This window comes from Proteiniclasticum sediminis (assembly GCF_018128025.1).
GTDB lineage: Bacteria > Bacillota > Clostridia > Clostridiales > Clostridiaceae > Proteiniclasticum > Proteiniclasticum sediminis.
The window spans coordinates 1-1,554 of record NZ_JAGSCS010000049.1 but is presented as its reverse complement, the minus strand read 5'-3'; the positions used below and the strand labels follow the sequence as shown (position 1 = coordinate 1,554).

The following is a 1,554-nucleotide window of genomic DNA, read 5'->3' as shown; positions in this document are numbered from 1 at the left end:
GACCGTGTCAACTTACTGTTGGTTGAATTTTGAGTATAACTCTCCGATGTCATCTTCTATGCCGAACGTAGTGCCTTGAAGAGCTTGTACATGGTGGTTCGCTTGCCGATGTCGAGGATCGTGACATTCGTCGAGAACTCTGCATAGCCCTGCTTTTTCTTCTGCAGAGTCCCTGAATCGAGCTTAATGGGCAGGACGGCTTCCTCTACTTTCTCCTTGAGGGAATTGAGGAGTCGCCGAATAGAGCCTCCATTCCGGGTGTACACCCGGAGTTTGGCGATGTTTTCGGCCCCAGTTTTGCTCCAGGACAACGGTCTGGAACTGAGCCGGTGGGAGAGTACATGGCTGACGTGGCCTTCGGCGCTGCATTCCACATAGCCCGGAAGATGTCGATTCTGGATCTCCGTCCAGTTACCCAGAAGATAGGTGCGGCAGCTGGACAACCGTTTTTGCTCGGCCGGGGTATGGTCATTCCCCTCCACGGTGTCAAAGTAGGCCTCGACCCAGTTTCGATTCCCCCCATAGACCGCTCGCTTCAAGCGTGCTTCTTCTCCAGGATACGCTCCTGTCGCCGTTTTGATGTATTTGGACAAGTGGTAGCCATCGATCACGAAAGCGCATTTGGGAAGGATCTCTGCGCCGGCCTGAATCCACGGGGCTCCGTCCCCGGAAAGGAAGATCTGCTCCACGGCATCCAAATCGTACCGGGTTTCCAGATAGTCAAGAACTTCAAACCAGAAATCGTCATTTTTAGGATAGAGGCCGCTGATGTACTGCGCCTCAATGAGTTCATTCCTCTTCTGCTTTGATTTGGAGACGGGATTCACCACCCGCTTTCCCTCATGGACATAGGCGAGCTTCATGATTAGCCCTTTCCCTTTTTGCTGGTGGACATGGTCCTCATCCGCCTCGATGTAGAGGAATCGAACCTTGCGGTTCTCTGGCTTCAGTTCCGGCCAGTTGCTGTCTTCCATGGAGGTTTGATGGACAAGATTCTTGATCGTTGATCGGCTACGGATACTGATGTTCTCATAGCTTTGCACCACCTGCTCATAGGACATTTCCTTGGCTTTGGCCAGCATGTCGGCTTGAAGGCCAGTATCGATCCGCTGATGGGCTTCCAGTCCGAGGACCGCATCGGTCAGATACTTGAACTCACCGGTGACCCGGTGCTTGTAGTAGGTCCGTTCATACTGGAGATCCCCGAGCAGGGTCGAGATGGTTTTCTCGCGCCCCCGGGCCTGGATCACCCATTCCGCTTTTCGCTCTTCGCTGTTTTTCATCGCCTGCTCGATGGTCCTCACGTTCTCTTCCAGGATGAGTCGACCGATATCGTCAGTGACAGCCTTGGTGGAGTCCACCAGCCCCGTCAACCCCACGCCCTCCTGCAGTTTATCTTCTAATGAGTTCATAAGTGTAATGATTTTCTGAGTAATCTCCGCTATAATGTTCATGAGGATAGCTCCTTCCGTTTTGTGTTATTTTGTTGCAACTTGTATCATAACACGGTTAGAGCTATTCTCTTTTTTCATCCAACAAAAATTCTACACTAAG

General features: G+C 51.7%; 1 protein-coding gene. It reads right to left on the bottom strand.

Annotated features, from left to right (window positions below; genetic code table 11):
- Window positions 1-56: 56 nt before the first annotated feature.
- Window positions 57-1,412: an ISLre2 family transposase gene (locus tag KCG48_RS14425; RefSeq protein WP_211802877.1), complete on the bottom strand. Its 1,356-nt coding sequence runs from the start codon at window positions 1,410-1,412 to the stop codon at window positions 57-59.
- Window positions 1,413-1,554 lie beyond the last annotated feature (142 nt).

Excerpts from the sequence above, each read along its gene's own strand:
- KCG48_RS14425 (WP_211802877.1), bottom strand. The coding sequence starts at position 1,412 with ATGAACTCATTAGAAGATAAACTGCAGGAGGGCGTGGGGTTGACGGGG.